This window comes from Pseudomonas mohnii (assembly GCF_900105115.1).
Classification (GTDB): Bacteria; Pseudomonadota; Gammaproteobacteria; order Pseudomonadales; family Pseudomonadaceae; genus Aquipseudomonas; species Aquipseudomonas mohnii.
This window is the reverse complement of record NZ_FNRV01000001.1, coordinates 5,538,365-5,563,136: the sequence shown is the minus strand read 5'-3', so window position 1 is coordinate 5,563,136 and position 24,772 is coordinate 5,538,365. Positions and strand designations below refer to the sequence as shown.

The 24,772-nt window shown below is 58.3% G+C and carries 21 protein-coding genes, 4 tRNA genes and 1 pseudogene; 8 read left to right on the top strand and 18 right to left on the bottom strand.

All coding sequences use genetic code 11. From position 1 onward, the window contains the following. The first annotated feature begins 67 nt into the window (after positions 1 to 67). On the top strand, positions 68 to 940 hold the full coding sequence (locus BLV61_RS26035; RefSeq protein WP_047527564.1) for a LysR family transcriptional regulator: 873 nt from the start codon (positions 68 to 70) through the stop codon (positions 938 to 940). A gap of 38 nt (positions 941 to 978) precedes the next feature. On the opposite strand, the gene BLV61_RS26030 is transcribed toward BLV61_RS26035, so the two are convergent. Next, on the bottom strand, positions 979 to 1,842 hold the full coding sequence (locus BLV61_RS26030; RefSeq protein WP_047527562.1) for a LysR substrate-binding domain-containing protein: 864 nt from the start codon (positions 1,840 to 1,842) through the stop codon (positions 979 to 981). A 109-nt stretch (positions 1,843 to 1,951) separates the two neighbouring features. On the opposite strand from BLV61_RS26030, the gene BLV61_RS26025 reads away from it, so the two are divergent. The 3 genes from BLV61_RS26025 to BLV61_RS26015 all read left to right on the top strand — a co-directional run bounded on the left by BLV61_RS26025 (position 1,952) and on the right by BLV61_RS26015 (position 4,696). Beyond that, positions 1,952 to 3,061: a 2-aminoethylphosphonate--pyruvate transaminase gene (locus BLV61_RS26025; RefSeq protein ID WP_090468356.1), complete on the top strand. Its 1,110-nt coding sequence runs from the start codon at positions 1,952 to 1,954 to the stop codon at positions 3,059 to 3,061. A 67-nt stretch (positions 3,062 to 3,128) separates the two neighbouring features. Then, entirely contained in the window at positions 3,129 to 3,956 is an 828-nt protein-coding gene (gene phnX, locus BLV61_RS26020; RefSeq protein WP_047527558.1) for a phosphonoacetaldehyde hydrolase, read from the top strand. A gap of 179 nt (positions 3,957 to 4,135) precedes the next feature. Further along, positions 4,136 to 4,696 carry a cytochrome b gene (locus BLV61_RS26015; RefSeq protein ID WP_047527556.1) on the top strand — a complete coding sequence of 187 codons (561 nt, stop codon included), beginning with the start codon at positions 4,136 to 4,138 and terminating at the stop codon, positions 4,694 to 4,696. A 58-nt stretch (positions 4,697 to 4,754) separates the two neighbouring features. Here BLV61_RS26015 and BLV61_RS26010 read toward each other — a convergent pair whose 3' ends face one another. Next, on the bottom strand, positions 4,755 to 5,681 hold the full coding sequence (locus BLV61_RS26010) for a 1-aminocyclopropane-1-carboxylate deaminase/D-cysteine desulfhydrase (RefSeq protein WP_090468354.1): 927 nt from the start codon (positions 5,679 to 5,681) through the stop codon (positions 4,755 to 4,757). Between the two features lie 83 nt (positions 5,682 to 5,764). After that, positions 5,765 to 7,804, bottom strand: coding sequence for an oxidoreductase (locus tag BLV61_RS26005; protein ID WP_047527553.1), 2,040 nt, complete (start codon positions 7,802 to 7,804; stop codon positions 5,765 to 5,767). Positions 7,805 to 8,015: 211 nt separating this feature from the next. Here BLV61_RS26005 and BLV61_RS26000 point away from each other — a divergent pair, with 211 nt between their 5' ends. Together BLV61_RS26000 and BLV61_RS25995 are read left to right on the top strand one after the other, a co-directional pair. Then, complete coding sequence (locus BLV61_RS26000; protein WP_047527551.1) at positions 8,016 to 9,146, top strand: nitrilase-related carbon-nitrogen hydrolase; 1,131 nt, start codon at positions 8,016 to 8,018, stop codon at positions 9,144 to 9,146. Between the two features lie 3 nt (positions 9,147 to 9,149). Then, entirely contained in the window at positions 9,150 to 10,190 is a 1,041-nt protein-coding gene (locus tag BLV61_RS25995) for an AraC family transcriptional regulator (RefSeq protein ID WP_047527549.1), read from the top strand. A gap of 3 nt (positions 10,191 to 10,193) precedes the next feature. Here the strand turns inward: BLV61_RS25995 and BLV61_RS31120 are convergent, their stop codons facing one another. The 12 genes from BLV61_RS31120 to BLV61_RS25940 form a co-directional block, all read right to left on the bottom strand. Next, on the bottom strand, positions 10,194 to 10,379 hold the full coding sequence (locus BLV61_RS31120; protein ID WP_130207725.1) for a hypothetical protein: 186 nt from the start codon (positions 10,377 to 10,379) through the stop codon (positions 10,194 to 10,196). 150 nt (positions 10,380 to 10,529) lie between these two features. Then, a complete protein-coding gene (locus tag BLV61_RS25990; protein ID WP_090468351.1) occupies positions 10,530 to 11,378 on the bottom strand; it encodes a DUF2242 domain-containing protein in 849 nt (282 codons plus the stop codon). Positions 11,379 to 11,581: 203 nt separating this feature from the next. Then, entirely contained in the window at positions 11,582 to 13,453 is a 1,872-nt protein-coding gene (locus BLV61_RS25985; RefSeq protein WP_090468348.1) for a SurA N-terminal domain-containing protein, read from the bottom strand. A 232-nt stretch (positions 13,454 to 13,685) separates the two neighbouring features. Further along, the gene (locus tag BLV61_RS25980; RefSeq protein WP_002552737.1) at positions 13,686 to 13,958 is read right to left on the bottom strand and encodes an HU family DNA-binding protein; all 273 of its coding nucleotides are present in this window, start codon (positions 13,956 to 13,958) and stop codon (positions 13,686 to 13,688) included. Positions 13,959 to 14,107: 149 nt separating this feature from the next. Further along, positions 14,108 to 16,504, bottom strand: a complete 2,397-nt coding sequence (gene lon / locus BLV61_RS25975) for an endopeptidase La (RefSeq protein ID WP_047527532.1) — start codon at positions 16,502 to 16,504, stop codon at positions 14,108 to 14,110. 270 nt (positions 16,505 to 16,774) lie between these two features. After that, positions 16,775 to 18,058: an ATP-dependent Clp protease ATP-binding subunit ClpX gene (gene clpX / locus BLV61_RS25970; protein ID WP_047527529.1), complete on the bottom strand. Its 1,284-nt coding sequence runs from the start codon at positions 18,056 to 18,058 to the stop codon at positions 16,775 to 16,777. Between the two features lie 112 nt (positions 18,059 to 18,170). Further along, a complete protein-coding gene (gene clpP / locus BLV61_RS25965; protein WP_090468346.1) occupies positions 18,171 to 18,806 on the bottom strand; it encodes an ATP-dependent Clp endopeptidase proteolytic subunit ClpP in 636 nt (211 codons plus the stop codon). Between the two features lie 93 nt (positions 18,807 to 18,899). After that, positions 18,900 to 20,210 carry a trigger factor gene (gene tig, locus BLV61_RS25960; protein ID WP_047527526.1) on the bottom strand — a complete coding sequence of 437 codons (1,311 nt, stop codon included), beginning with the start codon at positions 20,208 to 20,210 and terminating at the stop codon, positions 18,900 to 18,902. Positions 20,211 to 20,612: 402 nt separating this feature from the next. After that, a tRNA-His gene (locus BLV61_RS25955) sits at positions 20,613 to 20,688 on the bottom strand. Positions 20,689 to 20,766: 78 nt separating this feature from the next. Next, positions 20,767 to 20,851 (bottom strand) — tRNA-Leu (locus tag BLV61_RS25950). Positions 20,852 to 20,908: 57 nt separating this feature from the next. Then, a tRNA-His gene (locus BLV61_RS25945) sits at positions 20,909 to 20,984 on the bottom strand. A gap of 32 nt (positions 20,985 to 21,016) precedes the next feature. Next, positions 21,017 to 21,093 (bottom strand) — tRNA-Arg (locus BLV61_RS25940). Between the two features lie 275 nt (positions 21,094 to 21,368). Between BLV61_RS25940 and folD the strand changes: the two genes are divergently transcribed. Together folD and pbpG are read left to right on the top strand one after the other, a co-directional pair. Continuing rightward, on the top strand, positions 21,369 to 22,223 hold the full coding sequence (gene folD, locus BLV61_RS25935; RefSeq protein WP_047527525.1) for a bifunctional methylenetetrahydrofolate dehydrogenase/methenyltetrahydrofolate cyclohydrolase FolD: 855 nt from the start codon (positions 21,369 to 21,371) through the stop codon (positions 22,221 to 22,223). Between the two features lie 237 nt (positions 22,224 to 22,460). Beyond that, the gene (pbpG, locus tag BLV61_RS25930; RefSeq protein WP_047527524.1) at positions 22,461 to 23,399 is read left to right on the top strand and encodes a D-alanyl-D-alanine endopeptidase; all 939 of its coding nucleotides are present in this window, start codon (positions 22,461 to 22,463) and stop codon (positions 23,397 to 23,399) included. A 55-nt stretch (positions 23,400 to 23,454) separates the two neighbouring features. Here pbpG and BLV61_RS25925 read toward each other — a convergent pair whose 3' ends face one another. From BLV61_RS25925 to BLV61_RS25915, 3 genes and pseudogenes are all read right to left on the bottom strand, one after another. After that, entirely contained in the window at positions 23,455 to 23,670 is a 216-nt protein-coding gene (locus BLV61_RS25925) for a hypothetical protein (RefSeq protein WP_047527523.1), read from the bottom strand. A 31-nt stretch (positions 23,671 to 23,701) separates the two neighbouring features. Further along, complete coding sequence (locus BLV61_RS25920) at positions 23,702 to 23,908, bottom strand: DUF6021 family protein (RefSeq protein ID WP_047527521.1); 207 nt, start codon at positions 23,906 to 23,908, stop codon at positions 23,702 to 23,704. A 90-nt stretch (positions 23,909 to 23,998) separates the two neighbouring features. Then, positions 23,999 to 24,728: pseudogene (locus tag BLV61_RS25915) on the bottom strand (cysteine peptidase family C39 domain-containing protein). Positions 24,729 to 24,772: the final 44 nt, after the last annotated feature.

Sequence of the window (24,772 nt, the reverse complement as noted above, 5' to 3'; positions counted from 1 at the left end):
CTGATTAATAAGTGAAATCGATTTATCGTATTTCAAAAATAAGCTCAGCTTGTTATTGGAGATTCGCATGTCGGTTTCCCACGCCCAACTCAAAGCCTTCCACGCCGTGGCCGTGTACGGAAGCTTTACCAAAGCCGCCGAACGACTGTTTCTCACGCAACCGGCCATTTCCGATCAGGTGCGCAAACTCGAAGAGCGCTACGGTGTGCTGCTGTTCCACCGCAACAAGCGTTCAGTGCGCCTGACCGACCTGGGCGAACGCTTGCTCGGCGTCACGCAGAAACTGTTCGTGATCGAAGCCGAAGCCCAGGAACTGTTGCAAGACTCCCAGGCCTTGCAGACCGGCAGCCTGGTTCTGGCGGTGGACGCGCCGGTGCATGTGCTGCCGCAGATCGCCCGATTCTGTGAGCGTTATCCGGGGATCAGCGTGAAGATCGAAACCGGTAACACCGATGAGTCGCTATTGCGGCTCTTCAACTATCAAGCCGATCTGGCGTTACTGGGCCGTGATGTCAGTGATGAACGTCTGCTCTCGTTACCGCTGCGCAACGACCCGATGGTGGCGTTCGTGTCGCGCAATCACCCGTGGGCCGATCGTAAGTCCATCTGCCTGGCGGACCTGGACGATACGCCGCTGGTGCTGCGGGAAATCGGTTCGGTGACGCGACAAACACTGGAAGAAGAAATGGCTGGCGCCGGCTTGCGCATCCGCTCGGCCATTCAGGTCGAAGGGCGGGAGGCGGCGCGAGAAGCGGTGGTGGTGGGGATTGGTGTCGGCGTGGTGTCGGCAGCCGAATTCGGCGCGGATTCGCGTGTGTGTGCATTGCCGATTACCGATTGCAAACGGCGGTTGACCGAGACGCTGGTGTGCTTGCGCGAGCAGAGTTCGCGGCGGGTGGTGGCGACGTTTCTGGAAATGGTGCGCGAGAGCCTGAGGTAGGCAGGTCTGGCCCCATCGCGGGCAAGCCACGCCACGGTTTATCGGCCTGGCACCAACTCAAAAAACGCCTGGATCAAACGCAAATCCCGGCGCCGTTCCATGCACCCCATCATGTGCCGGTTCACCAACCCCTCGCCAATGATCGGCACCGCCGTCACCCGGGGGTCGTGGCTCACCTCTACCGAAGACACCACGCCCACGCCCAACTCGGCGGCCACTGCTTCTGTCACCGCTTCGCGACTGTCCAGCTCCAGCAACACCCTTGGGTTGACTTGGGCATGGGCGCACGCCTGATCAAAGGTGCGCCGGGTGATCGAACTCGGCTCACGCAACACCATGATCACCTGATCCAGTTCCTTGAGTGGCACGCCTTTGGACCGTTGCGCCCACGGATGACCGTCGGGCACCAGTGCGCAAATGCGTGACTCGCTGAGCGCTTGCAGATGCAGCCCCTTGCGCGGCTCGACTTCGGTCAGCACCGCCACGTCGGCATGTTCGGACAACAGCGCCGCCAGGGTTTCCTGGGCATTGCCCAGGCGCAGGTTCACCGTGATTCCCGGATAACGCGCCCGCAGGCTCGCGAGCATCGGCATAACCATATGCGGGCCGTCCGCCGCCACTTCCAGGCGCCCGGTCAGCAACTGCCGGTTGGCCTCCAGCATCGCCTGTGCTTCTTCGGCCAGGCCGAACATGGCCCGGGTGATCGCCGCCAGTTTGGTGCCCTCTTCCGTCAACTCCACCCGCCGCGCGGTGCGGCGCAACAGGCTGATCTGGTAGTGCTCCTCCAGCGCCTTGATGTGCCCGGTGACCGCCGGTTGACTGATGAACAGCCGTGCGGCCGCCCGGGTAAAGCTGCCCTCGCGGGCCACGGCGTCGAAAGCACGCAGCTGAAACAGATTCATGAATAAGCCTCACTGATGGCTGGCATAACAACAAACAATTTGATTGATAACACGGCAAATTGCAATTTAGGCCCCGTAGCTTCATCCCATCGATTGCGAGGACACGAGAATGAGTACTGCCGCCCCCATCCTGCTCACCCCTGGTCCACTGACCACTTCAGCACGCACCCGTCAGGCGATGATGGTCGACTGGGGTTCCTGGGATGAGCGCTTCAACCAGTTGACCGCCAGCCTCTGCGAACAACTGCTGGCAATCATCAACGGGGCCGCCAGTCATCACTGCGTGCCCCTGCAAGGCAGCGGCACCTTCGCGGTCGAAGCGGCCATCGGCACGCTGGTACCGCGCGACGGCAAAGTGCTGGTACTGATCAACGGTGCCTACGGCAAACGCCTGGCGAAAATCTGCGAAGTGCTCGGCCGCTCGTTCAGCACTTTCGAAACCGCCGAAGACGAACCCACCACCGCCGCCGACGTCGAGCGCCTGCTGCGAGCCGATGACAGCATCACCCACATCGCACTGATTCACTGCGAAACCAGCACCGGTATCCTCAACCCGCTGCCGGAAATCGCTCGGGTCGTTGCGCAACACGGCAAACGCCTGATCATCGACGCCATGAGCTCCTTTGGCGCGCTGCCGATCGACGCGCAACAGATACCGTTCGACGCGCTGATCGCTGCTTCCGGAAAATGCCTGGAGGGCGTACCCGGGATGGGGTTCGTTTTCGCTCGCAAGGAAGCCCTGGCCAACGCTGCCGGCAACTCGCATTCGCTGGCGATGGATCTGTTTGACCAGCACTCCTACATGGTCAAGACCGGCCAATGGCGCTTCACCCCGCCGACCCACGTGGTGGCGGCGCTGCACGAAGCCCTGCTGCAATACAACGAAGAAGGCGGCCTGCCGGCCCGGCACCAGCGCTACGCCGCCAACTGCCAGGCACTGATGGAAGAGATGGGCAAACTGGGATTGCGCAGCTTCCTGCCGGCCGCCATCCAGGCGCCGATCATCACCACGTTCCACGCACCGAAAGATCCACGCTACCAGTTCAAGGAATTCTACGAACGGGTCAAGGCCAAGGGTTACATCCTCTACCCCGGCAAACTGACCCAGGTCGAAACCTTCCGCGTCGGCTGCATCGGTCACGTCACCCCGGCGCAGATGCGCGAAGCGGTGGCGGCGATTGGCGACGTGCTGCGTGAGATGGAAGTGTTAGAGATCTAAGCCATACCGCCTTCCCCACAGTAACCACATCGCCCCTATTAGCCAGTTGCCACAGGACTTGATCACCATGAACTACACCCATCCAAGCAAACTCCAGGCCGCCATCCTCGACTGGGCCGGCACCGTGGTCGATTTCGGCTCCTTCGCGCCGACGCAGATCTTTGTCGAAGCCTTCGCCGAGTTCGACGTCCAGGTGTCCATCGATGAAGCCCGTGGCCCGATGGGCATGGGCAAGTGGGACCACATCCGCACCTTGTGCAATCAGCCGGAAGTCGCCGAACGCTACCGCAAAGTGTTTGGCCGCACGCCCACCGACGATGACGTCACCGCCATCTATCAACGCTTCATGCCGCTGCAGATCGAAAAAATCGCCGAGCATTCGGCACTGATCCCGGGCGCCCTGGACACCATCGCCAACCTGCGCCGGCAAGGGATCAAGATCGGCTCGTGCTCCGGCTACCCGAAACAGGTCATGGACAAGGTGGTCGAACTGGCCGCCACCAACGGTTACGTGGCCGATCACGTGGTCGCCACCGACGAAGTGCCGAATGGCCGCCCATGGCCGGCACAGGCACTGGCCAACGTGATTGCCCTGGGCATCGACGATGTCGCCGCCTGCGTGAAGATCGACGACACCGTGCCAGGCATTCTCGAAGGTCGCCGCGCTGGCATGTGGACCGTGGCGCTGATCTGTTCGGGAAACGCCCTGGGCCTGGACTACGAAGGTTATCGCGCCTTGGACAGCGAAAAACTGGACAGCGAACGCACGCGTATCCATGCGCTGTTCGAAGGCTCACGCCCGCATTACATGATCGACACCATCACCGACTTGCCGGCCGTGATCGCCGATATCAACAAGCGCCTGGCCAAAGGTGAGATGCCGCAAACCAGCTGATTGCCACGCCTCCAAATGCAGCGCCAGTGTTTGAACGGAACTGGCGCTTTTTGCTGTCAATCAGCTGAACCAGTGCTCCCGTGACCCATCGCCACAGGCAAACACGGTGAAACAGGATTACAGTAAAGCACACCGTCGAAGAAGAACGGTGGCTTGAGCTGACCTGTGAGGAACACCGTATGCCATGGAAAAATTCCGATTCGCGCTATAGCACCGTCTCGATAGCGCTGCATTGGTTGATGTTGGTCTTGCTGGCGTTGGTTTACGCCTGCATAGAATTTCGCGGGATTTTTCCCAAGGGCAGTGGCGGGCGAACACTGATCGTGGAATCGCACTTCATGCTCGGCCTGACCGTGTTCGTTCTGGTCTGGTTGCGTTTGTTTGCTCGCAGCCTGGGCCCGGCGCCGCAAATCTTCCCGGCCTCCCCTCGGTGGCAGACGGTGATGGCCAGGCTGATGCACTGGGCGCTGTACCTCTTCATGATCACCATGCCGATTCTCGGCTGGCTGGTCACCAGTGCCAAAGGCAATCAAGTGATGTTTTATGGTATCGACCTGCCCATGCTGATCGCTGAAGACAAAGCACTGGCCAAACAAATCCAGGGATGGCATGAACTTGGCGCAACCATCGGCTATTGGCTGATTGGCCTGCACGCGTTGGCCGGGCTTTATCATCACTACGTGGTCGGCGATAACACCTTGCTGCGGATGATGCCCAAACGAGTGAGCCGCAATTCCTGAGACCCGCAATACCTGAGTGTGGGAGCAAGCTTGCTCCCACACTGGTTTCTGTTGCCCTTCAGTGCTGCGAACCGAACCCTCGCAGGCCCTGCAAGCCACCGGTATGGATGAAGATCAGTCGGGTCCCGGGAGCAAACCGGCCCGCCTCGACTTGCTGTTTGAGCGCCAGCAACGCCTTACCTGTGTACAGCGGTTCCAGAGGAATGCCGCTGGCGCGCTCGGTCTTTTCGATGAATTCGAGCAACGGCGGATCGACGCGGGCAAAGCCGCCACGACTGGCGTCGAACAGTTGATAAACCGCCGTGGTTTCGCCCGCTTCTGCAACGATCCTCTCGACCGCCTGCGCGACCCCATGATCGTCGGGCACCGCCAACGCGCCGTAAACCGGATGATCCCCCGCTTCAGCCAGCACCAGGCCGGCCAGGGTCGTACCCGTTCCGCAGGCCAGCCACCAACCGTCGTAGCCGCTCCAGCCCACGCTGGCCAGTTGCGCAGAGACCTGCCCTCTCAGCGGCATGCAGCCGAGCGCGCCTGGCAAACCACCACCGCCTTCCGGTACGGGGTGCAATGTCGGGTACAGGGATTGCCACGGCTGCCAGAAACCCGCTTCGTGCCGCGCGCGATAGCCGCCATAACCGAGCCAGTGCAGCTGCATGCCGAACGCCTGCAAGTCTTTCACGGTGGGCGTTTGCTGAGGGTGTCCGCGCAGCAGGCCGACCGTGGCAAAACCCAGGCGCTTGCCGGCGGCGGCCAGTGCGTGAAGGTGATTGGAGTGCGCGCCACCGAGGCTGATGATGCCCTCGGCACCCGCCCGGTCAGCGGCGTTGAGGTGTTCGATGAGCTTGAACCATTTGTTACCGCTGATCAGCGGGTCGATCTGATCCAGGCGCAGGATGGCGACTTCGATTCTGGCGCGGCTGAGCCAGTCGAGTTGCAGTGGTTCGAGGGGGGCTTGGGGTCGCCAGTTTGCGGGAGGAAAAAGCATTGATGCCGGCCCAGGGAAAAGAGCCGGCATCTTAGCAGTTGACGGGTGACGAGGGCGTTCGCGCCCTCGCCGCAGGGCTGCTATTACAACTCAGCCGCCAACCGCGAACCCTGATTGATTGCACGCTTGGCATCCAGCTCCGCCGCGACGTCCGCGCCACCGATCAAATGCACGTTCTGCCCTGCCGCGACCAGGCCTTCCTGCAACTCGCGCAACGGGTCTTGGCCGGCACAGATTACGATATTGTCCACTGGCAACACTTGCGGCTCGCCGGTTTCGCCGATGCGGATGTGCAAGCCTTGGTCGTCGATCTTCAGGTATTCGACACTGTTGAGCATCTGCACCTGCTTGTTCTTCAAACCGGTGCGGTGAATCCAGCCGGTGGTTTTGCCAAGGCCGTCGCCGACCTTGGACTTCTTGCGTTGCAGCAGGAACACTTCACGGGCCGGGGCATGGGGCGTGGCCTTGATCCCGGCGACACCGCCGCGCGCTTCCAGGTGCGTATCGATGCCCCATTCTTTCCAGAATTCATCGCGGTTCAGGCTGGTGGACACGCCCTGGTGAACGAGGAACTCCGACACATCGAAACCGATACCACCGGCGCCAATCACCGCGACACGCTTGCCCACGGGCTTGCGCTCGAGGAGTACGTCCAGGTAACTCAGGACCTTGGCGTTCTCGACGCCAGGGATCGCCGGGGTTCTTGGGGCGATGCCGGTCGCCAGGATGATTTCGTCGTAACCGCCCTCGACCAGTCTTGCCACATCCACCCGGGTGTTCAGGCACAGCTCGACGTTGGTGGTCTGCAACTTGCGGTTGAAGTAACGCAGGGTCTCGTAGAACTCTTCCTTGCCCGGTACGCGCTTGGCGACGTTGAACTGGCCGCCGATTTCGCTGGCCGAATCGAACAGCGTCACTTGATGACCGCGCTCGGCCGCTACGGTCGCGGCGGACAAACCGGCAGGGCCGGCACCGACCACGGCGATTTTCTTGATCTGCTTGACCGGCAGATAGTTGAGTTCGGTTTCGTGGCAGGCACGCGGGTTGACCAGGCAACTGGTCAACTTGCCGCCGAAGGTGTGGTCCAGGCACGCCTGGTTGCAACCGATGCAGGTGTTGATTTCGTCGGCGCGCCCTTCAGCGGCCTTGTTGACGAAGTCCGGGTCGGCGAGGAACGGCCGCGCCATCGAGACCATGTCGGCATCACCTTCGGCCAGAATCTGCTCGGCGACTTCCGGGGTGTTGATGCGGTTGGTGGTGATGAGCGGAATGTTCACCGAACCACGCAGCTTGGCCGTGACCTTGCTGAAGGCCGCACGCGGGACCTTGGTGGCAATGGTCGGAATCCGCGCTTCATGCCAGCCGATACCGGTGTTGATGAGGGTCGCACCGGCCTGCTCGATGGCCTTGGCCAACTGCACGATTTCTTCCCAGGTACTGCCGCCTTCCACCAGGTCGAGCATCGACAGGCGAAAAATGATGATGAAGTTCGGACCGACCGCTTCGCGCACCCGGCGTACGATTTCCACCGGCAGGCGCATGCGGTTTTCGTAGCTGCCGCCCCAGCGGTCGGTACGGTGGTTGGTATGAGCGGCGAGGAACTGGTTAATGAAATACCCTTCGGAGCCCATGATTTCGACGCCGTCGTATTCGGCCTGTTGCGCCAGGGTCGAACAAGTGACGAAATCGCGGATCTGCTTCTCGATGCCGTCCTCGTCAAGCTCTTTAGGCTTGAACGGATTGATCGGCGCTTGAATGGCGCTCGGCGCGACCTGTTTCGGGCTGTAGGCATAACGGCCGGCGTGAAGGATCTGCATGCAGATCTTGCCACCCGCCTCGTGCACCGCGCGCGTCACGATCTGGTGCTTGAGCGCCTCTTCTTCGGTGGTCAGCTTGGCGGCGCCGGAATACACCCCGCCCTCGTCGTTCGGACCGATGCCACCGGTGACCATCAAACCGACACCCCCACGGGCACGCTCGGCGAAATAGGCCGCCATGCGCTCGAACCCACCCGGTTTCTCTTCGAGGCCGGTGTGCATCGACCCCATCAGGGTACGGTTGCGCAGCGTGGTGAAACCCAGGTCCAGCGGGGCCAGCAGGTGCGGGTAATGGGCGGCGGTCATCGGAAACTCCACATCGAGCGATCACGGGAAAAATGCGGAAGCTCTCGTGGCCCCCGTCAGTCATGTTCGACAGACTAAGAGCCGAGTCGTTGTCACTCAATGACCATAACTGACAACTTATTGATCCAAATGCGCAGCACCCCTTGGCAAGCGTCGACATGGGTCATACCCTAGTCGACGAATCCTGCTCGCGGCCGTTGACTGTTTCCCCATGCGCAAACTTTTGTACCTGACCTTCTCCATGGCGCTGATTGCTGTCCTGGCGACCTACGCCATGTGGGCCGCGGATCGCCCGGCGGGGCATTACCTCTCGGACTTGCGGATCAACCTTGCCGTCGATCAGGGCACGCCTGCCGATCGCGGCAATCTGCTGGGTATCCAGCCCGAACTCTTTCCCACCGATTATCAGAGCCCTGAACGCCTGCACCGAAAACTCGCGGCCTACTTGCAGAAAGCCAAGGACCAGGGATTGCTGAACGAGAAAACCATCGTGGTCCTGCCGGAGCATGTCGGCACCTGGCTGATGGTCAGCGGCGAGAAGGATGAGCTGTACCAGGCCAGCACGTTGAAGGAAGCCATGAACTGGCTGGCCGTGAGCAACCCCTTGAAATTTGTCCGTGCCTTGATCAGCGCCGAAGGCGGCAATCGCCTGGACGATGCTCACCTGCGTATGAAAGCAAAAGGCATGGCCAAGGATTACCAGGCGTTGTTTGGCGGCCTGGCGAAAGAATTCAACGTGACACTGGTGGCAGGCTCCATTGTATTGCCCGAGCCGAGCATCATCGATGGCACCCTGAAAATCGGCCACGGTGCGCTTTACAACAGCAGCGTCGTGTTTAGCCGCGATGGCCTGCCAATCGGGCAACCGCAGCGCCAGATGCACCCGATGTTTGCCAAGCAGGATGGGATCAAGGCCAGTGGCGAGCATTCACTCAATGTGGTCGACACACCGGCCGGACGTTTGGGCGTGCTGATCGGTCGCGACAGCTGGTATCCGGAAAATTATCGCAAGCTCGACGATCTGCACGTGCAACTGGTTGCGGTTCCCGCCTATTTGGCAGGGCGCGGCACCTGGGATCAACCGTGGCGAGGATACCGGGGCTCGTCGACGCCAGCTTCTGTCAACCTCAAGCCAGGAGAGCTCAGCGAAGGCCAGGCGTGGCAGCACCTGACCCTCACGACCCAGGCACCGGCCAGTCAGGCCACCGCCGGGGTCAGCGTGTTTCTGCGCGGGCAATTCTGGGATCAGGGCAGCGCCGGACAAAGCTTCATCAGCAGCAGCGGCCAGCAGTTCATCGATGCCAACGCGCATGGTGCGCGCTTGCTGAACCTCTGGTTGTAGCGCATGAAATCCCTTCCGATGCGTCTGGGCGATCTGTCAGTGGGGTTTGTTCACAGCCTAGCCGACGCCATACGCAGCCACGGAGTCGACCCGCAACCCTTGCTCGAACAATACGGCCTCGACGCAGCGCGACTCGGCGAAGCGTGTGCACGACTCTCGATACCCCGCTACATGCGCCTGGGCCATGGCGCAATTCAGTTGACCGATAACCCGGCACTCGGCCTGCGCATGGGCCGGTACAGTCGCTTGAGCCAGGCGGGCCTCGCCGGAGTTACCGCCTCCCAGGCGCCGACCGTGCGCGAAGCGGCACGTTGCCTGATCCGTTTTGAAGCCTTGTATGGTTCCAACTATCGCGGACAGTCGAGCTTTCACGAAGACCCCCAGGGTGCCTGGCTGAGGTTCTACTCGATCAGCCCTTACAACAGCTATAACCGCTTTGTGGTCGACTCGATCATCGCCGGCTGGTTGCAGCAATTGTCCAGCGTCAGCCCTGCTCCACTGTGTGCCGAGCGCATCGAGATCGAATTCGAAGCCCCCGATTACCGCGCGGACTATGAAGTGTTGGGTGACTGCCCGATCCAGTTCGGCTGCGAACACAATCAGCTGCGCCTGGGCCTGGAGAGTCTCGCTCAGCGCAACCCTGAACATTGTCCAAGCACCTGGCGTCACTTGCTGCAACTGTGCGAGCGGGAACTGGAGCAACTGACACGCACCCGCAGCCTGCGTGAACGTATCACCCAGTTGCTGGGGCCGTTGCTCAATGGCGGCCGGGAACCCGACCTGGAAGAAGTGGCGGCACGCCTGAAGCTGCCCACCTGGACCTTGCGTCGCAGACTTGCCGAAGAAGGCACGCAATTTCGCGCAATTCTCAACGACACACGTCGCGACCTGGCCATGACCTACATTCGCGACACCGAACTGGCATTCGGAGAAATCGCCTATCTGCTGGGTTTTGCCTCAGCCGAAGCCTTTCAACGCGCATTCAAGCGCTGGAACGGTCAGACCCCCGGCGAATTTCGCCGCAGCCACCGTCAGTTAGCCTGACGCTTACAGCTCGGTCGCGTCTTCGGCTGGTTCCAGCGGGTCCAGCTCAAAGGCCTGATACTCGAGCAGCTCTTCCTGATAATCGTCCATTTTGAATCCCCCACGGCTCATTGAAAATTGTCTGAATAAATGACCAGCAACTTGAGCATAAAGTCCGCGCATGAAAGAAAAATGACGCAGCCACGACACGCCTTCGCTCTACGATAAAACGTAGCAGGCGGTCGGGCATTTATCAGCGTTTTTTTCGAGACAGACCGCAGAACGGCAGCCTGGTTTGACGTGGGTCAATCTGTGCAGCGCAATGGGAGCGGTTTTTCACTCCCGCGACGCTGCAACCCGCTATTGGCCGGTAACAGGCATCGCCGGAATCGGTTCTGTCGGCGGCGGCATGTCGCTTGAATGGGTCGGCGGCGTAATGGTTTCCGAGGACGCGGCCGGCTCTTCGCTCCGGGTCGCCGCAACTGGCGCGGTTTCCGGCGGCGCAACCGGTTCAGAGGCTGCGGGAGCGACTTCAGCGGGCGCTGGGGGCACTGGGGCCGCTACGGGTGCAGGTTCTGCTGCCGGTGCCGGAGGCGCTGCTAACGGAGCCGGAGCAGCCTTGGCTTCAGGCACTCCCAGGTCGGTTTTCGGCTTTTCGGTGATGTGTGCAGCCTTCTTCGCCTCCGGTGGCAGGAACAGCTCGACCAGCGTGAAAAAACGCTCATAGAACTTGGCCGACGATACGGTTTCGCTGGCGACCTTGACCATCGAATCGTCAGACGAGCCTATTGGCATCGACACCGAACCCAACACACCGACACCCAGACTGGCGGAGTTGTTGGTCTTCTTCAATGCATAGCGGTCCTGCAGGGCATTGGCGAACATGGTCGCGTGGTGCCCCTCGCTACCATCATCGGCACACACCACACTGAAGCTGATCTCCATATGGGTCTCGCCGGTCTGCTGGAAGCTCTTGTGACCACTGACCAGTTTCGGATCACTGCTGGTGATGATATAGCCCTGGCTGAGCAACGCCCGACGGGCGGCTTCACAGGATTGCGCATCAGTCACCGGATAGTTACGGGAAAACGTACCGGAGTCGGCGAAGTTCTCATGCTCGTAGATGGTGGCTTTTTTCGACGAGCACCCGGCCGCAACGGCCAGCACCAGCGCCAGCCCGGCAACACGCATGGGAAATGATTTAAACATTGAACATCCTGAGGAAATCGGTTCGGGGCGTATTGTGCAACAGATCGATGCTTAGCGGCGCAACGATTGTGTCTTAAAACAGTTACAGGTCCGTTGATCCCGATATTAGGCAAAAGATCCCGGAAGATTGATGACAACTGCACAAACAAAAAACCCCGACCTTTCGGCCGGGGTTCTTGATAAGCGCAAAACTCAGTCGGGCATCAGAAACGCTTGATGTCCGCCTGGCTTTCCAGCTGCTTGCGGTAAGCCGCAAAGTCCTGCTGGCCAACGCGCGAAGCGAGGAAGCGACGGTATTGAGCCTTCTCTTCTTCGGTTGGCGTTGCCGCTTCGTTGACACTGTTCAGGCGCACGATCATCAGGCTGCCATCAGGCAACGTCACGCTACTGAAGGCCGGCTTGTCTTTCGCGACAGGCTTCGGCATCCGGAACAGCGCTTGCAGCACGGTTGGGTCAACCCCCTCTTGAGCGCGAGTCGCGCCGGAGGTGACTTTCCAGTTCTGTCCGTCGATCGCCTTGTCCAACGGCGTCTTGCCAGCACGCAGACTGGCGATCAGCTCGTCAGCCTTGGTCTTGGCGGCAGCACTGGCGTGCTCCTTGGTCAATTGCTCGCGGATCGGGCCGGCGACGCTTTCCAGCGGCAGCTGCGCAGGCTTGAGGTGCTCCTTGGCGCGCAACACGATCACGGTTTCCGGATCGAGCTCGATGGCAGTGCTGTTGGCACCCTCATCAAGTACTTCAGGGCTGAACGCTGCGGTCACCACGGCACGGTTGGCCGTAACACCTTCGCCACCTTCACGGCCGAACGGCTTGGAGGTGTGAACGGTCAGCTTCAGGTCCTGCGCCGGCTGAGCCAGATCGGACGCCTCGAACGAAGAGTCTTCCAGTTGCTTGGTTGCCTCGACGAAGCGCTGTTCGACCTGCTGGGCCTTCAGTTCGCGAGTCAGCTTGTCTTTCAAGCTGGCGAAGGTCGGCACTTCCGGCGCTTCCACACCCAACAGCTTGATCAGGTGGAAACCGAAGTCGGTGCGAACCGGTGCGGAAACCTGATCCTTGGCCAGTGAATACAATGCTTTTTCGAACGCTGGATCATAGACACCCGGCCCCGCGTAGCCGAGATCACCACCGTTGTTGGCCGACCCCGGATCCTGGGAGAATTCCTTGGCCAGAGCCTCGAATTTATCGCCTTTGGCCAGACGGGCCTGGATCTCTTCGATCTTGGCCTTGGCTTGCGCCTCAGTGGTCTTGTCGTTCACTTCGATCAGAATGTGCGCCGCCCGACGTTGCTCGGACAGGTTCGCGGTTTCTTTCTGATACGCCGCTTGCAGGTCTTCGTCCTTGACGCTGACCTGATCAAAGAAGGAGGACTTCTTCAACTCCAGGTAATCGATGACCACCTGATCTGGCGTCATGAATTCCTTGGCGTGTTCGTCGTAATAGGCTTTGATTTCATCGTCGGTCAACTTCACAGCCGCCGGGTCAGCCTTGATGTTCAGGGAAGCGAAATCGCGGGTCTGTTTTTCCAGACGGGCGAAAGCCAGGACCTGTGCATCGGTGACAAAACCGCTGCCCGCAACGCCGGCGCGCAATTGACCGATCAGCATTTCCTGAGCCAGCATCTGACGGAATTGCAGACGGCTGTAGCCGAGCTGACGAATAACCTGATCGAAACGCTCAGGACTGAACTTGCCATCCACCTGGAATTCAGGTGTTTGCAGGATGACCTGGTCCAACGCCGCTTCGGAGAAAGCGAATTTCGAACTCTCTGCGCCTTGCAGCAGCAGTTTGCGGTCGATCAAGCCTTTGAGGGCCGATTCGCGCAGCATTTTTTCGTCGAGCAAGGAAGCATCGAAATCCTTGCCCAGCTGTTGCATGAGTTGACGGCGTTGCATATCAACCGCCTGGCTCAGCTCGTTCTGGCTGATTTGTTCGCCGTTGACCTTTGCCGCTTCATTGTTGTGCGTCGTGGCCTTGAAAATGGCGTCGAAACCAGTCAAAGCCATCAGTGCAACGATGACCCCGATAATGGTCTTGGCAATCCAGCCTTGTGAATTGTCCCTGATATTCTGCAGCATGCGTCCCCCATAAACGGTTGAACTTCAAAATTAGGCAACCGTGGAGCGTGGGTAGAATCCGGATAGAAGAAAGGCGCATCCGAGGATGCGCCTTCTCGTAACTGGCGGAGCGGACCGATGACTCGAACTTGCGAGCCTCGGCGTCTCGGACCGGCACCTGCCGACTGGACTACCGCTCCGCTGCCAGGTCAGGCATGACCCCGACCCGGATAGGCAAAAACCTGAATCGAACTTAGTTGACAGCTTCTTTCAGAGCTTTACCGGCTTTGAAACCTGGTTTTTTGGCTGCTGCGATTTCCAGAGTCTTACCGGTCTGCGGGTTACGACCAATGCGAGCTGGACGATCAGTTACGGAGAAAGTACCGAAACCAACCAGAACAACAGAGTCGCCAGCCTTGAGAGCGCCAGTGACGGATTCGATTACAGCGTCCAGCGCACGGCCAGCAGCAGCTTTCGGGATATCAGCGGATGCAGCGATAGCATCAATCAGTTCCGACTTGTTCACTCTAAGTCCCCTTATATCTATTTGAGTATGATTCTAAGTTTTTTTGGTGAAAGCAAAAACGAGTGCTGAATGGCCTACAGACACTTAAGAGCCGCTTTATAACAAGGGCTCTAAAAAGCTGTCAAGGAAGCCCTTCAGGCAAATACGTACTAATGCGTGCTAATTCTTTCCTTAGAATCCGACTCGCGTTTTTCATCCTTCGCGACTATCTCCGGAGCCACATCAGGCAAGGGCTCCGGCGCGTATTGCAGCGCAATTTGCAGGACCTCGTCAATCCATTTAACCGGTTTAATCTGTAGATCTTGCTTGATATTGTCGGGAATTTCCTTCAGATCGCGCACATTCTCTTCCGGAATGATCACAGTCTTGATCCCGCCACGGTGAGCGGCCAACAGTTTTTCTTTCAGGCCACCGATTGCCAGCACCTGACCACGCAAGGTGATTTCACCGGTCATGGCGACATCCGCGCGCACAGGGATACCGGTCAGTGCCGAAACCAGCGCCGTGCACATGCCCACACCGGCGCTAGGGCCGTCCTTTGGAGTCGCCCCTTCCGGCATATGGATGTGCGTGTCACGCTTCTCGTGGAAGTCCAGGGGGATCCCCAAGCTCTTCGCGCGGCTACGGACCACGGTCAAGGCAGCCGTGATCGATTCAACCATCACATCACCGAGCGAACCGGTCTTGATCAACTGGCCTTTGCCCGGTACGACGGCGGCCTCGATGGTCAGCAATTCGCCACCCACCTGAGTCCACGCCAATCCGGTGACCTGACCGATCTGGTCTTGCTGTTCAGCGAGGCCGTAACGGAACTTACGCACGCCCAGGAAGTGTTCCAGCATGTCTGCGGTGACCTTCACCGAGAAGCGTTTTTCCAGTGCGTGCTCTTTGACCGCCTTGCGGCAAACCTTGGCAATCTGCCGCTCCAGCCCCCGTACACCGGCTTCGCGGGTGTAGTAGCGGATGATGTCGCGGATCGCTTCGGAGTCGAATTCCAGCTCGCCTTTCTTAAGGCCATTGGCCGTAATCTGCTTGGGCGAAAGGTATTTGACCGCGATGTTGATCTTCTCGTCTTCGGTGTAACCCGGCAGACGAATCACTTCCATCCTGTCCAGCAGCGCGGGCGGAATGTTCATGGAGTTCGAGGTGCACAGGAACATCACATCGGACAGGTCGTAATCGACTTCCAGATAGTGATCGTTGAAATTGTGGTTCTGCTCGGGATCGAGCACTTCCAGCAAAGCCGACGCCGGGTCGCCACGCATATCGCTGCCCATCTTGTCGATTTCATCGAGCAGGAACAGCGGGTTGCGAACGCCCACCTTTGTCATCTTTTGAATCAATCTTCCTGGCATCGAACCGATGTAGGTACGGCGATGACCACGAATTTCCGCCTCATCACGTACGCCGCCGAGGGCCATGCGCACGAATTTACGGTTGGTGGCGTGCGCAATCGACTCCGCCAGGGAGGTTTTGCCCACCCCAGGAGGACCCACCAGGCACAACACCGGGCCACGAATTTTTTTCACGCGCTTTTGAACGGCGAGATATTCGAGAATCCGTTCTTTGACTTCTTCCAGACCGTAGTGATCGGCGTCGAGAATGTCTTCGGCGCGCGCCAGATCCAGACGCACTTTGCTCTGAGCCTTCCACGGCACCTGAACCAGCCAGTCGATGTACGAGCGCACCACCGTCGCTTCCGCGGACATTGGCGACATTTGCTTGAGCTTGTTCAGTTCGGCCGTAGCCTTGGCCAGCGCGTCTTTTGGCAGGCCAGCGGCATCGATACGCTTTTTCAGCTCTTCGATTTCGTTGTGCCCCTCGTCGCTGTCGCCGAGCTCCTTCTGAATGGCTTTCATCTGCTCATTCAGGTAGTACTCGCGCTGACTGCGCTCCATTTGCTTTTTGACACGACCGCGAATGCGTTTTTCGACTTGCAGCAGATCGATCTCGGCGTCCAGCAGCGCCAGAACGTGCTCGACCCGGGCCGACAAATCGATGATTTCGAGAATTTCCTGCTTCTGCTCGATCTTCAGGGCCATGTGCGCGGCCATGGTGTCGACCAGGCGCCCGGGCTCGTCGATGCTGTTGAGCGACGAGAGGACCTCAGCCGGGACTTTCTTGCCCAGCTGCACATATTGTTCGAACTGCGACAGCAGGCTGCGCACGAACACTTCCGACTCGCGCGCAGGCGCGTCGACTTCGTCGATCAAGGAGACTTCGGCACGGCAATGGCCGTCCACTTCACTGAAACGCTCCACGGCGCCGCGTTGCTCGCCTTCGACCAGAACCTTGACCGTGCCGTCAGGCAGCTTCAGCAACTGCAGAACGGTGGCAATCGTACCTACGCGATAAAGCGCATCTTCGCCGGGATCGTCGTCAGCAGGGTTTCTCTGTGCCAGCAGAAGGATCTGCTTGTCGCCCGTCATCGCAGCCTCAAGGGCTTCGATGGATTTCTCGCGCCCCACGAACAGCGGGATAACCATGTGCGGATAAACCACGACATCACGCAATGGCAGGAGAGGCAATTCGATGGTTGTCTTCATGATTTCGCCTCTACGGCGGCCATAAGGCCGTAAACAGATGGAAGTAAGCTTGAAACCAAGATGGGGGCTGATCTGGAAAAAAACAAGCGGATAAAAGTACGACTTAAAAGATCGCTTCTTACGGCAGCAACTGTGGGGCTCGGATACAGCGAAAAAAACAGGCAAGCGGGCTGGCATGTCGCCTTCCCAGCGGCGCAGCGATCCGACAAGCCCTCCGCCACAAAAGCAAAGGGGCCCGAAGGCCCCTTCTTTGTACCGGCTGCGTGACGCTTATGCGTCTGGCGCGGCCTTGGCAGCAGGCTCACTGTTTTCATAGATATACAGTGGCTTGGACTTGCCTTCTATAACGCTTTCATCGATCACTACTTTACTCACCTCGGACTGCGAGGGGATTTCATACATAGTGTCGAGCAATACACCTTCGAGAATCGAACGCAAGCCACGAGCGCCGGTTTTGCGTTCCAGTGCGCGTTTCGCAACCGATTTCAGTGCGTCAGCCCGGAATTCCAGGTCCACGCCTTCCATCTCGAACAACTTGGCGTACTGCTTGGTCAGAGCATTTTTCGGCTCGGTGAGGATCTGCATCAAAGCAGCTTCATCGAGCTCGTCCAGTGTGGCAAGAACCGGCAGACGACCGACGAATTCCGGGATCAGACCGAACTTGACCAGATCGTCAGGCTCGACTTCACGCAGGGATTCACCGACTTTCTTCCCTTCTTCCTTGCTGCGCACTTCCGCGTTGAAACCAATGCCGCCCTTGGTGGAACGGTTTTGAATAACCTTTTCCAGACCGGAAAATGCACCACCGCAGATGAACAGGATGTTACGGGTGTCGACCTGAAGGAATTCCTGCTGTGGGTGCTTGCGACCACCTTGAGGCGGAACGGAAGCGACTGTACCTTCGATCAACTTGAGCAGGGCTTGCTGCACGCCTTCACCGGAAACGTCCCGGGTAATCGACGGGTTGTCAGACTTGCGCGAAATCTTGTCGATTTCATCGATGTAGACAATGCCCATCTGGGCTTTTTCCACGTCGTAATCGCACTTCTGCAGCAGCTTCTGAATGATGTTCTCGACATCTTCACCCACATAACCCGCCTCGGTGAGGGTGGTTGCGTCGGCGATGGTGAACGGAACGTTCAGCAAGCGGGCCAGTGTTTCGGCAAGCAGGGTTTTACCCGAGCCTGTCGGGCCGATCAGCAGGATGTTGCTCTTGCCGAGTTCGACATCGTCATTCTTTTTGTCACGCTGGTTCAGGCGCTTGTAGTGGTTGTACACCGCTACGGCCAGAATTTTTTTCGCACGCTCCTGACCAATCACATACTGATCAAGGATGCCGCTGATTTCTTTAGGCGAAGGCAATTTATGCGCGCTGCTTTCGGCCTGGGCTTCCTGCACCTCCTCACGGATGATGTCATTGCACAGGTCGACGCACTCGTCGCAGATAAAGACCGAGGGGCCGGCAATCAATTTGCGCACTTCATGCTGGCTTTTGCCACAGAAGGAGCAATAGAGCAGCTTGCCGTTGTCCTCGCCGTTGCGGGTGTCAGTCATTCGTTCGATCCAAATCCGATAGGCTTGCAACACAAGATGAAGGCTATTGCGGGCTTTTTCAAGCCCGCAGGTGATCGGACCTGCCGACCAACCTTATTTTGAGCTGCTTATTTTAAGCAGGGCGCTGGCTGATCACTTCATCGATCAACCCGTATTCACGCGCGGCTTCCGCACTCATGAAATTGTCGCGGTTTGTGTCTCGCTCGATTTCTTCAAGAGTGCGACCACTATGCTTGGCCATCAGCGTGTTGAGACGCTCACGAATAAAGAGGATTTCCTTGGCATGGATTTCGATATCCGAAGCCTGGCCCTGGAAACCGCCCAATGGCTGGTGAATCATCACACGTGAGTTCGGCAGGCAGTAACGTTTGCCAGGGGCACCAGCCGTGAGAAGAAACGCGCCCATGCTGCACGCTTGGCCAATGCAGGTGGTCGACACGTTTGGCTTGATGAACTGCATGGTGTCATAGATCGACATGCCCGCCGTCACCGAACCACCCGGGGAGTTGATATAGAGATGGATGTCCTTGTCCGGGTTTTCCGCTTCAAGGAACAGCAGTTGCGCACAGATCAGGTTGGCCATGTAGTCCTCTACCGGACCTACCAGAAAGATCACTCGCTCCTTGAGAAGACGCGAGTAGATGTCATAGGCGCGCTCGCCACGAGCAGACTGCTCGACAACCATCGGGACCAGGCCGCCTGCGGCCTGGATATCAGAGTTCTGCTGAATATACGAATTACGGAACATGCTCTGCAGTCACTCCCAAATAGTTATGTCTTGAATACGCATAAGCCAGCACGAAGGCTGGCTTATGGTGTGTACTTCTTACCGCAAAAACGATCAGTCGGCTTGTGGAGCTTCTACCGGCTTGACCGCTTCTTCGTAAGAGACCGATTTGTCGGTCACGCTAGCTTTCTGCAGAACAGTATCCACAACTTGTTCTTCCAGCACAACCGAACGGACTTCGTTCAGTTGCTGGTCGTTCTTGTAGTACCAGGACACAACCTGCTCAGGCTCTTGGTAAGCCGAAGCCATCTCCTGAATCATCTCGCGAACGCGGGCTTCGTCAGGCTTGAGGTCGAATTGCTTGACCACTTCAGCGACGATCAGGCCCAGTACTACGCGACGCTTGGCTTGTTCTTCGAACAGCTCGGCCGGCAGTTGATCAGGCTTGATGTTGCCGCCGAACTGCTGAACAGCCTGCACGCGCAGACGGTCAACTTCGTTGGACAACAGAGCCTTAGGCACTTCGATCGGGTTGGTGGCCAGCAGACCATCCATGACCTGATTCTTGACCTTGGACTTGATCGCCTGACGCAGCTCGCGCTCCATGTTCTTGCGAACTTCGGTGCGGAAGCCTTCCAGGCCGCTTTCCTTGATGCCGAATTGAGCGAAGAACTCTTCGGTCAGCTCTGGCAGCTTTGGCTCGGAAACGGTGTTTACGGTAACGGTGAACTCAGCGGTTTTGCCTGCCAGGTCCAGGTTCTGATAGTCCTCTGGGAAGGTCAGGTTCAGAACGCGCTCTTCGCCGGCCTTGGCGCCAACCAGGCCGTCCTCGAAACCAGGGATCATGCGACCGGAGCCCAGAACCAGCTGAGTGCCCTTGGCGGAGCCGCCAGCGAACACTTCACCGTCGACCTTGCCAACGAAATCGATGTTCAGTTGGTCTTCGTTTTGAGCAGCGCGATCGGCCACTTCGAAACGGGTGTTCTGCTTGCGCAGGATGTCCAGCATCTTGTCCAGATCGGCATCAGCCACGTCAGCGCTCAGACGCTCTACGGTGATACCTTCGAAACCGGCAACGGTGAACTCAGGGAACACTTCAAAAACAGCAACGTATTCCAGGTCCTTGCCAGCTTCGAGCGACTTAGGCTCGATCGAAGGCGAACCAGCCGGGTTCAGCTTCTGCTCAACCACAGCTTCATAGAAAGAGGACTGGATCACGTCGCCTACAGCTTCCTGGCGAGCTTCAGCGCCGAAACGACGCTTGATTTCGCTCATTGGCACTTTGCCTGGACGGAAGCCAGCAATCTTGGCCTTTTGGGCAGTCTGCTGCAGACGCTTGTTGACCTGAGTCTCGATGCGCTCAGCCGGCACGGTGATGCTCATGCGGCGCTCAAGAGCAGAAGTATTTTCAACAGAAACTTGCATGGATATTCCTCGTTGCACAGACGTTAGCCGGCCGTTTCCGACCCCAGAATCAAGGGCATGCATTCTAGTGGGTCAAACTCAAGAAGTCACCCTACTGAAAACGGGTAAAAAAGCAGCTGGCAATTTATAGGTGCGAATGCACGGATGCACCTCGCCCCGGTGGCAAATACAGCCAATCACGCCAGGGCTCTGCGCCAACCCTTCTATATATAGAAGAGGCAGCCAATCATCTCCCTGACAGCCGATCTTGCGAGCAAGGCCGGCGAGCAGCGCAGCATCATCGAGAAACATAAATACGACGAAACGCCCTGCCCCTGCGACCCAGAACCTGCAGCCGCTGAATACTCGAACCGCTGAAACAAAAAAGGCGCCAGACTTTTCAATCTGGCGCCTTTCGAAATATGGGGTGGACGATGGGGATCGAACCCACGACAACGGGAGTCACAATCCCGTGCTCTACCAACTGAGCTACGCCCACCATATTGCATGACAAAGAAGCCAAACAACTTCTTTAGTCAGCCCCAAACAAGCCAAGCGGCATGACTGAAGCTTTATTTGGTGCGGATGAAGAGACTCGAACTCTTACGCCTCGCGGCGCTGGAACCTAAATCCAGTGTGTCTACCAATTCCACCACATCCGCGGGTTGAAGCTGTTAAAGCAAAGGCGCCAGACTTTTAATCTGGCGCCTTTCGAAATATGGGGTGGACGATGGGGATCGAACCCACGACAACGGGAGTCACAATCCCGTGCTCTACCAACTGAGCTACGCCCACCATATCGCGCTACTTGTGCCAAAGCTGCCTAATGGCGCACCCGGCAGGACTCGAACCTGCGACCATCCGCTTAGAAGGCGGATGCTCTATCCAGCTGAGCTACGGGCGCCTTGTTAATCTGTAACCTTGGAGGACTACAAACTAAATGCTTTCCAGTCTCGCAGAACCTTGATTCCGCTCGACCTTCTTAACCAGTGCTAGGCTGTGCCCGACAAGTGCGACGAATAGTATAGAGCCCCCCGAGGGTCGTCAAATCCTTTTTAAAAAAAATTCATTTAATTAAAGGAGTTAGGGGAATTTGCAGACCAAGCGCCTTTGCCCTCACCTCATGACATGCGAGAATGCGCTCTCTTTTTTTCCCCTCTCGATGGTTAATCACGCGCAATGACTGCACAACTAATCGACGGCAAATCGATCGCCGCCAGCCTGCGCCAGCAGATCGCCCAACGGGTCAACGAGCGTCGCCAGCAAGGCCTGCGCACGCCCGGACTCGCGGTGATCCTGGTCGGCAGCGATCCTGCCTCTCAGGTTTATGTCTCGCACAAGCGTAAAGACTGTGAAGAGGTCGGCTTCCTCTCCCAAGCTTATGACCTGCCTTCCGAAACCACTCAAGAAGCACTGACCGACCTGATCGATCGCCTCAATGACGATCCGGCAATTGACGGTGTTCTGCTTCAGCTTCCTCTACCGGAACACCTGGACGCGTCCAAGTTGCTGGAGCGCATTCGTCCGGATAAAGACGTCGACGGCTTCCACCCGTATAACGTCGGTCGCCTGGCCCAACGCATACCGCTGCTGCGTCCGTGCACCCCTAAAGGCATCATGACCTTGCTGGAAAGCACCGGTGCCGATCTGTACGGGATGAATGCCGTGATTGTCGGCGCTTCCAATATCGTGGGTCGCCCGATGGCGATGGAATTGTTGCTGGCCGGTTGCACCGTGACCGTCACCCACCGCTTCACCAAGGACCTGGCCGGCCACATTGGTCGCGCGGATCTGGTCGTGGTGGCCGCCGGCAAGCCGGGCCTGGTCAAGGGTGAATGGATCAAGGAAGGCGCGATCGTGATCGACGTCGGCATCAACCGTCAGGAGGACGGCAAGCTGGTCGGCGATGTGGTTTACGAAACCGCCCTGCCCCGCGCTGGCTGGATCACTCCAGTGCCCGGCGGCGTCGGTCCGATGACTCGCGCATGCCTGCTGGAAAACACACTGTACGCGGCTGAAACCCTGCACAGCTGAGTCCCGCTTTCGGCGCTGGCAACAACTCAAGGAACCCCGCCCATGGCGGGGTTCTTTTTGCCCGCGAATAAAGGCCGACCACCTGCCGGAAAATGACATTTTTTTCATGTTTCAAAGGACTTTAACCACTTCCCGGAACAACCATCGACAGTTATTCAGCCATACTCCAGAATGTCGCGCTTTTTACGAAATAGCCCGTTACAAAACGGCTTATCAACATTTTATGAGTCTGCCAGCGTGAAAATCCGTCTTTCCATCCTGAGCCTATTTTTTGCAGTTACAGGGACTTTCATCACGCCAATCGCCAGCGCTGGCGAAACCACCGCCGCGCCTCGAGACACCTCACACCTGAAGATCGCTTCCGGCAGCGCATTGCTGGTCGACTTGCAGTCCAACAAAGTCATTTACGCCAGCAATCCCGACGTCGTTGTCCCCATCGCTTCGGTGAGCAAACTGATGACCGGCCTGGTGGTCGTCGAAGCCCGGCAGAACATGGACGAATACATCAACATCAACATCAGCAACACGCCGGAAATGAAAGGCGTGTTCTCCCGGGTCAAGCTCAACAGCGAGATGCCGCGCCGGGAGATGCTGCTGATCGCCTTGATGTCTTCGGAAAACCGTGCCGCCGCGAGCCTGGCGCACCATTATCCGGGTGGCTACGCGGCGTTCATCGCCGCCATGAACGCCAAGGCCAAGGCACTGGGCATGACCAATACCCATTTCGTCGAGCCGACCGGCCTCTCGCCACGCAATGTGTCCACAGCCCGCGACCTGAGCAAACTGCTGGTCGCCGCTCACAAGTACCCGCTGCTGACACAACTGAGCACCACCAAGGAAAAAACCGTGTCGTTCCGCAAACCCAACTACAGCCTGGGTTTCCGCAACACCGATCATCTGGTGGGCAAGCCGAACTGGAACATCGAACTGACGAAAACCGGTTTCACCAACGAAGCGGGTCACTGCCTGGTATTGGTGACCCATATGGCTAACCGCCCGGTAGCACTGGTGATCCTCGATGCCTATGGCAAGTACACACACTTTGCCGACGCCACTCGCATCCGCAATTGGGTCGAAACCGGCCACAGCGCAGACGTACCCTCTGTAGCACTGCAATACAAATCCGAAAAGAACCTCAAGCATCGCCAAAGCGGCGTGGTTGAAGCGTCAAAATAACTGCACGACAGTCGAAAGCAAAAGCCCCGATCATTCGGGGCTTTTGCTTTCTGCCTTAATCATTGGGCAGCGGCATCTGGTCATCATCCGGAATCCCGTCGCCGGTACTCGGGTCTCTCCAGGGTTTCGGATGTTCGGTGGACACCACGGTTGGCCGAGCCAGAGGATCCCTCATCGGGCTATCCGGATCCATCACCGGATCCACGTCTTGCTCCGGGGTTGTCGGGACGTTTTCCGGACGTTTATCGTCAAAGCTCGAATCAGTAGACATACGCACCTCCAATGAGACCTGGCAATGAGACCTAGGGTTTCAGATCACCGAGTGGATCGTAAGGCTTTGCCGGAGCCTTGGGATTGTCGCCCGGCTTAACATCCCGTGGCGCCTTTGCCGGACCGATGGGATCGACCTGAGGGTCGGCGAGATCCGGAGAGTCGGGGTCGAACCCCAACTCGTCGCCGGATGAATGCTCAGACGAGTGCGGACCGGCGGGAGTATTGAAATGAGCCATGAACGCCTCCTGGTCGTGGCCCGAGAAACTCGGGCCTCAATCATCAGAGGCTGGCAATGCGCAGTGGTGCCATGGGGGTGACGAACGGGCTTACTGTGCGCCCAACGCTTTTTTCGCCCTGGCGGCCGCTTGCTCCTGGCCGGCCTGAGCGAGGTCGCTCGCAGCCTTTAACCAGCGCTGCCGATCGACGCTGGCCGGAACCTGTGTCGGCGCCTGAATCAAAACCGCCCAGCCACCGGCATCCTTGAAAGACGACTCAAACGAACTGAAACTCATCATCGTCCTCTGACTCATGCCGGCGCGCAGCAGCACTGTCTGTTTCTGCCGGTTGTACCCGGCGAGAATGGCATAACGCGGCTCGGCCCACAGCGCAGAACCCTCAGTGAAGCGCACCATGACCGGATATCCGGCAGCAACCTGAGTCAGCAAGGCAGGCAGATTGCTGTCGAGGGGATAAACCATCATCCCGTATTCACGGGCGAGGTTTTGCATGTTCTGTTGCAATTGCGCTTCGGCACCCGGCAAACGCAACGGCTTTTCGAGCAAGCCCGGGGTAATCACAACGCCCTGCTGGGACAGCATGCTCGCCAACACTTGCGGCCCGCTTTGATTGGCTACGCCCTTATAGAACCGGCCGCCGAGCTCGACGCGCTCCGGCAGACGCTTGATCTCAGGCGCGACACTGCCCGCGCAACCTGCCAAACCAGCCACGCACCCCACAATCAGTGCCGCCGATAGAATTCGAGAAATTACCCGCACCATCATCACTCTCTTCGTTCAGACGCCAGGCAATCGCACTCCCGGCTTGGCCGTCGATCATAGGATGCCTCGCGACAGCGGTATAGCCTTAACCGGTAGTTGATT

What these genes read in the sequence shown, in the direction of transcription:
- BLV61_RS26005 (WP_047527553.1), bottom strand. Translation starts at nt 7,804, where the DNA reads ATGACCGCCGCCCATTACCCGCACCTGCTGGCCCCGCTGGACCTGGGT.
- folD (WP_047527525.1), top strand. Translation starts at nt 21,369, where the DNA reads ATGACTGCACAACTAATCGACGGCAAATCGATCGCCGCCAGCCTGCGC.
- BLV61_RS26030 (WP_047527562.1), bottom strand. Translation starts at nt 1,842, where the DNA reads ATGAATCTGTTTCAGCTGCGTGCTTTCGACGCCGTGGCCCGCGAGGGC.
- BLV61_RS25990 (WP_090468351.1), bottom strand. Translation starts at nt 11,378, where the DNA reads ATGTTTAAATCATTTCCCATGCGTGTTGCCGGGCTGGCGCTGGTGCTG.
- clpX (WP_047527529.1), bottom strand. Translation starts at nt 18,058, where the DNA reads ATGACTGACACCCGCAACGGCGAGGACAACGGCAAGCTGCTCTATTGC.
- BLV61_RS25920 (WP_047527521.1), bottom strand. Translation starts at nt 23,908, where the DNA reads ATGGCTCATTTCAATACTCCCGCCGGTCCGCACTCGTCTGAGCATTCA.
- clpP (WP_090468346.1), bottom strand. Translation starts at nt 18,806, where the DNA reads ATGTTCCGTAATTCGTATATTCAGCAGAACTCTGATATCCAGGCCGCA.
- lon (WP_047527532.1), bottom strand. Translation starts at nt 16,504, where the DNA reads ATGAAGACAACCATCGAATTGCCTCTCCTGCCATTGCGTGATGTCGTG.
- BLV61_RS25995 (WP_047527549.1), top strand. Translation starts at nt 9,150, where the DNA reads ATGAAATCCCTTCCGATGCGTCTGGGCGATCTGTCAGTGGGGTTTGTT.
- tig (WP_047527526.1), bottom strand. Translation starts at nt 20,210, where the DNA reads ATGCAAGTTTCTGTTGAAAATACTTCTGCTCTTGAGCGCCGCATGAGC.
- phnX (WP_047527558.1), top strand. Translation starts at nt 3,129, where the DNA reads ATGAACTACACCCATCCAAGCAAACTCCAGGCCGCCATCCTCGACTGG.
- BLV61_RS25925 (WP_047527523.1), bottom strand. Translation starts at nt 23,670, where the DNA reads ATGTCTACTGATTCGAGCTTTGACGATAAACGTCCGGAAAACGTCCCG.
- BLV61_RS26000 (WP_047527551.1), top strand. Translation starts at nt 8,016, where the DNA reads ATGCGCAAACTTTTGTACCTGACCTTCTCCATGGCGCTGATTGCTGTC.
- BLV61_RS26015 (WP_047527556.1), top strand. Translation starts at nt 4,136, where the DNA reads ATGCCATGGAAAAATTCCGATTCGCGCTATAGCACCGTCTCGATAGCG.
- BLV61_RS26025 (WP_090468356.1), top strand. Translation starts at nt 1,952, where the DNA reads ATGAGTACTGCCGCCCCCATCCTGCTCACCCCTGGTCCACTGACCACT.
- BLV61_RS26035 (WP_047527564.1), top strand. Translation starts at nt 68, where the DNA reads ATGTCGGTTTCCCACGCCCAACTCAAAGCCTTCCACGCCGTGGCCGTG.
- BLV61_RS26010 (WP_090468354.1), bottom strand. Translation starts at nt 5,681, where the DNA reads ATGCTTTTTCCTCCCGCAAACTGGCGACCCCAAGCCCCCCTCGAACCA.
- BLV61_RS25985 (WP_090468348.1), bottom strand. Translation starts at nt 13,453, where the DNA reads ATGCTGCAGAATATCAGGGACAATTCACAAGGCTGGATTGCCAAGACC.